Below are 6313 nucleotides of genomic sequence, written 5' to 3'. Positions count from 1 at the left end.
ACAGAATGCCCGGGRCAAGATCGAAGGCGCTGATTTCAGTCGCSGGATATTCTGGCATCTGCATGCCCACGCCCTCTGCCGTGCCCATCGAATCCAGAATGGCGTTAGCGTTGATCTGGGTGATCCCCCAGCCCCCGCGGGGGTGATCATGCCCCCCTCCCCCCCCCACCGCCTCTGTCGTAAAGGGGGAAGAGACGCCGGGTTCCGGGTGCCGGACGGGACCGACGACACTCCCCGTGGGCAGGACGGGGGGGAGCCATGCCAAATTGCCCAAGGTCAAAGCCACACGGTCATCCGCCCAGCGGCGTGTTCTGGGCAGAAAGGCAGCGCTCCGGGCGGCGATCGTATCGCTGATGAACGGCCTGCCGCTCCAGTAACATGCGGCGTAATCCGTGACGGCCAGCCAGTGCCTTGCCCGTTCATGGCCGGGTTGCTGCCGGGCCCAGTACCAGCCCGTCAGGGTGCGAAACGGATCGGCGACGATGCCTGCCGCGTCACAGGGGGGGAGGCGCGACGCGAAGCGCTTGAATAATGCGTGACGCTGGGTATCGAACCAGGGCAGAGCCGGGGTGAGCGGGGCAAGTGACGGATCAACCAGCATGCCATCCTCACCGATACCTGCCGAGGCGATGGCAGCGATGCGATAATCAGTCCCGCAAATCTGCCCGAGCAGGGATGTTGCCTCCGTCACGAGAATGCGCGCATCGATCATTCTGTCGGCCGTGCGCCGGGGCGTCGGCAGGCAGGCCCGCCCGATGATTCTTCCCTCCCGCGTGATGGCCAGGGCCTTGAGATTGGTGCTGCCGATATCGAGACCGGCAGCCACATGTTCGATTCCCATGACGATCTCTCCGCCCCTTTCGGGCCGATCATGCGGTTGAGCTGTAATCAGTCGTTGAAGGTGACCGACTGCGCGAGCGTGTTCAACTGGTCCAGGAGCCGGGTGGCGGTCTTTTGGTCACGCTGCCAGATATTGCGCCCAACGATCACGCCACGTGCCCCGGCGCGAATGGTCTGGCCTACGGCGTCCAGTGTGTCTTCGGGGGTGCCGGCCAGCGGACCGCCTGCGATCACGAGCGGAACCTGCAATTCCTCGACAAGGCGCTTGGTGCGGGCCTCTCCAGGGAAAGCGATCTTGACCACGTGTGCGCCCAGATCATAGGCGATGCGAGCGATCTTCTCTTCCTCGATGATCACTTCCTCGGTGCGGGGCGCGCCAATCAGGACGGGCTCGAGCACGAGAGGAATATCCCAGCGATCGCAGGCGGAAATGACCTTCCCGGCCCGATGGCAAAGCGCGACGCGCTCCTTGTTCGACATGTTCCACGGGAAGAGCATCTTGACCGCGTCTACCCCCATGCGCACGGCGTCTTCGACGGAGGTGATCAGGTCATGCGCTCCGCCGCCATCGAGCTGGCGGTAATCGTAATAGGTGTCGATGGTGAGCACGCGGGTCAGCTCGGGATGCGCGGCGAAGAATGCCTCTGTCTGTCGTACCTGGCCCGGCGTCAGCATGAAGCCCGTGACACCCAGCCCGGCCCATCGTGCAAAAGGCGATGAGGGGGTTTCGAGCCCTTCGATCCTGTCAAAGATCAGGCCATGATCGACAGGCATGATGATGGCGGCGCGGTGGCTCGGAAGAGTGCGGCGCAAACGATAGGTCATGGACATGAAACGGGTTCCTGGACTGGACGATACGGGTTCATTCGGGCCGCCTCTACAGAAGCCCGATGAATTGTACGGTCTGTACGTACAGGTCGAAAGAAGCGCGTCTTTCCCATGATGGTCAACCGGCAAAATCGGCTCGCACCGGTGTTCGAGTACACCGGTGCGGGCAGAAATCTTTGAAAATGCAGCAGTTTGGGCACTTTTCACAAAGTGCTGATCATCCGTACTGTCCGTACAGGATGGTCTGCATCGAGAACGCTGTTATGTAGGCGTCAAGGTAGGAGCTGCGATTGCGCCTCAGCGCGCGTATCCCGATCGTCCGTGGCATTCTTCGAGCACGGGCATTGGGATATCACGCTGTCTGCCGGATAGGTTCACTCAGGATAAACGCCATGCGTGCTTTGGTATTTGACGGCAGAACGAGCGGTTACGAGGGCGGAATGCGCCTCGAAAATCGGGAGAGCCCCGTTGCGGGGCCGGGCGAGGTGCTGATCGCGCCGGAACTGGTCGGGATCTGCGGGACAGACCTCCATCTTCTCGATGGGGAATATCCTCTTGGGCGTTTCCCCCGCATCGCAGGTCATGAATTCTCCGGGCGTGTTCTGGCCATTGGCCCCGGTGTGACGCGCTTCGCAATTGGGGCACGGGTTTGCGTGGATCCGAATATTGCGTGTGGCACATGCTCCATGTGTCGCGAGGGCGCTTTCAATCTCTGCTCCAATCTCGTGCCTGTCGGGGTCACGATCGATGGCGGGTTTGCCGAAGCTGTGGCGGTGCCTGAAAAAATCGTCCACTTGCTTCCCCAATCGCTCGATGCTCAGGCGGGGGCGTTGATCGAGCCCCTTGCCTGCGTGCTCCATGCTTTTGAGCGGGCTCCCACCCTGCGAGACGCCTCCGTCTTGGTTTATGGGGCGGGAAGTATCGGCCTCCTTGCGATCGCCCTGGCCCGCCATCAGGGAGCGGCGCGCATCGAGGTGATCGAACCCAGCGCCACACGCCGTGTGGCGGCACTCGAGTTGGGCGCTGAAGTCGCTTTTGCACCTGGCGAGCGGGAGACCCGGCGCGACGTGCGTTTTGTCATCGAGGCGAGCGGCCATCCTGCTGCGGTAGCCGATGCGCTTGACCGCCTCGCCCCCCGGGGTGTGCTGATACAGCTGGGTGTTTGCGCTCCCGAGGCGCAGATTGCTCTCACGCCTTTCGACCTGTTCGATCGTGAACTCAGTCTCATCGGCTCTCAATCGCTTTCAGGGGCCTATGGTCGGGCGATCGAGGTCATGACGATGCTTGCGCCTGCGTTGCAGGGGCTTGTCAGTCATGTATTCGCCCTTGACGAGGCGCGAGAGGCTTTTGCCACCGCCCGTTCCGAAATGGCCCGCAAGGTCCTGATACGCTGCAATCTCTCTCCCTGAGAAGCAGATGAAAAGGGAGGGCCCGAGAATCGCGCCTGACCTGCATTGAGGATTTTCCGTGCTAACATGCGGGGTCGAGACGCTGACGAGAGAGACCGGAACTCCCCGCATGACCACATCCCTGCCGGACGGCACGATCGATCGCCTGTCGACCACGCCTTACTATGCCCAACTCTCCTCGTATCTCGAGACGCTCATCGCTTCCGGCCAATACGCGACAGGCGCGCGCCTTCCGAGCGAGCATGAGCTGTGCACGCGGTTCGAACTGTCCCGGGCGACGGTGAGGCAGGCGCTTCAGACACTCGAGACGCGCGGTCTGATTCAGCGTATCTCCGGGCGCGGCGCTTTCGTATGCGCAATCGAGGCGCCGCAGGGCTGGATGATCCAGGGGGATAAGGGGTTTCTTGAAACCGCCTTGAGTCATGGCCGCCACGATGTCAGCACGGCGGTATTGAAGGCAGGAGAGACGATCCTGCCCGAATGCGCCTGCACTGCGCTCGAGCTCGCCCAGGAAAGCGCAGGATACGAACTGGTGCGCCTTCGCGCGCTGCGCGATGTGCCCGCGCTCTACAGCATCAATTACAGCCCTCCTGCGCTTATTCCGGTGCTTGCTTCAGGTCGGGAGGTTCTCGAGGGGCGCTCTTCGCTGAGCAGCCTGCTGGCGCGGTCGGGCTATCCACTCCAGGGGGCTCATCGGTCGATCATGGCGGTCGCTGCGCCGCGTGAGATTGCACACGCGCTCGATATACGTCGTGCGGCACCGCTTTTACGCGTGCGCTCAGTCTCCTGGCGGCCTGATGGTACGCGCTTCGACATGTACGAGGCCTGGGTCAGGAGCGATCTGATCCCGCTCGAAGTCGATGTGAATGCGCTCTGATCCCTGCCCGGGAGGCGGCATTCGGGCAGGCAGGGAAGTGGCGCAAACCAAGAAGTGAAAAGGGCGTCCCCAGGCGCCGGAAAGGGGAGCAGGCTTTGCATCCCCCCTTTCTGACGTTTCAGAGCGCTTTCGCCATCGCCTCGAATAAGACTGCAATCGCCTCAGCGCCTGGATCGGGGATATCGGCGAGTTGTTCGGCCGGGATATAGGAGGCGCGCCCAGCCCGCGCCGTCATTTGCCGTGTGGCATCGGCACCGGCCCGTGCGGCTTCAGCAGCATCGCCAAGCGATTTGCCGGCTTCCAGCGCCGAAATGGCGGGCAGCAGCGCGTCGAGCATCGTGCGATCGCCCGGTTTGGCTCCGCCATAGGCCTGCATCTGCGCCGCCCCCTTCTGTAACCCACTGCGCCAGTCGGTTTCTCGCCCCGCTGTGGTGGCGAGAATCGAGAGCAGTACACCACTCGAGCCACCGCTATGCCGCGCCAGCAACCGGCCCAGCGTTGCGAGAACCTTCTGCGGCGCAGCAAGGGGGAGGGAATTGAGAGATTTGAGGATTTGTCTGCCGGATTCGGCGAAGGTCGAGCCGGCATCGCCATCCCCGCATTTTGCATCGAGCGCGTTCAGGGCGGATTCGTGGCTCAGCAGGGCTTCGGCACCCGTCGTGATCAGCTTGCGTAGCAGCGGGGCATCAGAGGGCGCGTCGATAAAGGTTTCAGGCAGTTCAGGCGAGGGCAGGGTGGCGACGGGTGCATAACGCGCCATACCCGGCCAGGCCCTTGGACCGACCTCTGCTGCCAGAGCGTCCACAAACGCCGTTTCAGCGGGCACGGCGGTGAGGGAGAAGCCATTCATGTCCAGCGCCGTCATGAGCGGAGCCGGGCCGATGATCCAGGCGGTACGTTCAGCCAGAGCGGTACGGGAGAAACCGTCCAGCAACGCGAGGGCCTCGATAGGGGGGACGCTACCGAGCATGTTGAGCAGGATGATGAAGTTGCCTTCTTTCGGCAGGCTGGCCTCGAGTTTGTCGGCGGTACGGGCCATCAGCCTGTCGAGGCTGTCCATGGGAATGCGCTCGACGCCGGGTTCCCCATGAATGCCAAGGCCCAGCTCGGCCTCGTTCTCGCCCAGTCTCGGGGGCTGGTCCGGGGTGAACACGTTGCAATCGCTCAGAGCCAGTCCGATGGAACTGAGCCCGCTTGCGACCTTGCGGGCGAGCGCGGCGACCGCGTCAAGCGACTGTCCGGATTCCGCAGCGGCACCGGCGATCTTGTGGACGAGCACCGTTCCGGCAATGCCACGCGCCCTGTCCGTGCGCCCCAGAGCGATGTCATCGCCCACGATCACCAGTTCGACCTTGAGCCCGAGGGCCTTTGCCTGCTCGGCCGCGATCCCGAAATTGAGGCGATCGCCCGTGTAGTTCTTCACGATGAGCAGGCAGCCCGCATCGCCCGTGACGGCGCGTATGGCAGCCAGAATGGCATCCACGCCGGGCGAGGCGAAAACCTGACCACATATGGCTCCGGTGAGCATGGCCCGGCCGACGAATCCGGCATGGGCCGGCTCGTGGCCCGATCCGCCGCCCGAGAGCACGGCAACGCGATCCTTGTTCCAATGCCGGCGCAGAATGACGTGGATATCCTCTGCGCCATCGAGCCGGCAGAGATCGGCGCCGCTGGAGGAGCGAAGCAGGCCCTCCAGCCCCTCCGTCACAATCGTTTCGCGCTTGTTGAAGAACCGCTTCATTCTCTTCTCCACCACGGTATCAGAGGCTTCCTGGCCTCGAAGATCGTTCAGGTGGAGGAGCGTAAGAGGGGATCGGGATCAGGAATATGACATATCGATGTGATGAAAGACACATTGATGTGACATCTGACTAATAGACCATATGAAGCCGCCATGACGCGGCCAAGCGGGGCTGCCTGCGGTGTTGGGCGACTTGACATCATTCCCCTGGTGCTCTGGATTTCAGCCTGGCGACCTCTGCCGCCCCGATCATGTAAACGATTGGCAGAGGCCGAGGAATTCGTTACGATTATACAAGAAATTTCGTCAACTGGGTCAGGATTACAGAGTTTTGGACATTCCATCCAAGTCGCATCATCATCCGCCTCCGCAAGTGGATGAGGGCTACCACAAGGATCTGGGCCGCCGTCAGGTCCAGATGATCGCCATCGGTGGCGCGATCGGCACGGGACTTTTTCTCGGAGCCGGAACACGTTTGCAACAGGCGGGTCCGTCTCTTGCCATCGATTACCTGGTCTGCGGCATCTTCTGCTTCCTGATCCTGCGCGCGCTGGGCGAGCTGGTCATGTATCGTCCGAGTGCCGGSMGCTTCGTGTCCTATGCACGTGAGGTTCTGGG

General features: G+C 62.4%; 5 protein-coding genes and 1 pseudogene. 3 read left to right on the top strand and 3 right to left on the bottom strand.

Going from position 1 to position 6313, the window contains the following annotated elements; genetic code table 11:
• Positions 1-841, bottom strand: an 841-nt coding sequence (locus C0V97_RS18000; protein ID WP_199752042.1) for an FGGY family carbohydrate kinase, incomplete at its 3' end; no start/stop codon positions are given.
• 47 nt (positions 842-888) lie between these two features.
• Positions 889-1671 (bottom strand): class I fructose-bisphosphate aldolase, encoded by a 783-nt coding sequence (locus tag C0V97_RS17995; RefSeq protein WP_127100518.1) that lies wholly within the window; start codon positions 1669-1671, stop codon positions 889-891.
• Between the two features lie 389 nt (positions 1672-2060).
• On the opposite strand from C0V97_RS17995, the gene C0V97_RS17990 reads away from it, so the two are divergent.
• Positions 2061-3077, top strand: a complete 1017-nt coding sequence (locus C0V97_RS17990) for a zinc-binding dehydrogenase (RefSeq protein WP_127100516.1) — start codon at positions 2061-2063, stop codon at positions 3075-3077.
• A gap of 109 nt (positions 3078-3186) precedes the next feature.
• On the top strand, positions 3187-3954 hold the full coding sequence (locus C0V97_RS17985; protein WP_127100514.1) for a GntR family transcriptional regulator: 768 nt from the start codon (positions 3187-3189) through the stop codon (positions 3952-3954).
• 118 nt (positions 3955-4072) lie between these two features.
• On the opposite strand, the gene C0V97_RS17980 is transcribed toward C0V97_RS17985, so the two are convergent.
• Entirely contained in the window at positions 4073-5695 is a 1623-nt protein-coding gene (locus C0V97_RS17980; RefSeq protein ID WP_127100512.1) for a dihydroxyacetone kinase subunit DhaK, read from the bottom strand.
• 331 nt (positions 5696-6026) lie between these two features.
• Here C0V97_RS17980 and C0V97_RS17975 point away from each other — a divergent pair.
• Positions 6027-6313: pseudogene (locus tag C0V97_RS17975) on the top strand (amino acid permease); the annotation flags it as partial.

It is taken from the genome of Asaia sp. W19 (genome assembly GCF_003994335.1).
GTDB lineage: Bacteria > Pseudomonadota > Alphaproteobacteria > Acetobacterales > Acetobacteraceae > Asaia.
This window is presented reverse-complemented; position numbering and strand designations above follow the sequence as displayed.